This window comes from Adlercreutzia sp. DFI.6.23, assembly GCF_024462535.1.
GTDB lineage: Bacteria > Actinomycetota > Coriobacteriia > Coriobacteriales > Eggerthellaceae > Adlercreutzia > Adlercreutzia rubneri.
In genome coordinates, this window is the sequence record NZ_JANGBP010000132.1 from 1 (window position 1) to 423 (window position 423).

A 423-nucleotide genomic window follows, 5' to 3' on the forward strand; every position below is an offset into this window, starting at 1 on the left:
CGCACGTATCAGTGGGAATGAGCCGGTGGGTGCCGGTCTCGTACATGCCCGTGAGGATGTCGGCGCGAGCGAGTTTGGCATCCTTTCCCTTGCGCTTTGCGCCCTTGGCTGGGGCGTAAGGGGAGATCACCTTGTTGCGGTAATGGAAGGGATCGTTCATGCCCAGAATGGGCAGCAGGGCGTCGGCGGGGGCGATGCCTTCGAAAAGAGCGGCCACCTGTTGTTCCTTCGCGGACAGTTGGTCTTCGTGGGGCACGTCCAACCGGCTGCAGCCGCCGCAACGTCCGAAGGCGGGACACAGGGCGCACGACAAGCCCTTCCCCGCATCGCCGGTGGTCTGTCACGAGCCGGTGAACGTGTCGGATCGCTCTTACTTCAAGCGGGCCATGGCGGGCGAATCTGGCATCGAGGCCGTATTCAACA

1 pseudogene is annotated in these 423 nt (G+C 63.4%); it reads right to left on the reverse strand.

Annotated features, from left to right (window positions below):
- Window positions 1-217 (reverse strand): annotated as a pseudogene (locus tag NE591_RS12670) (23S rRNA (uracil(1939)-C(5))-methyltransferase RlmD); the annotation flags it as partial.
- Window positions 218-423 lie beyond the last annotated feature (206 nt).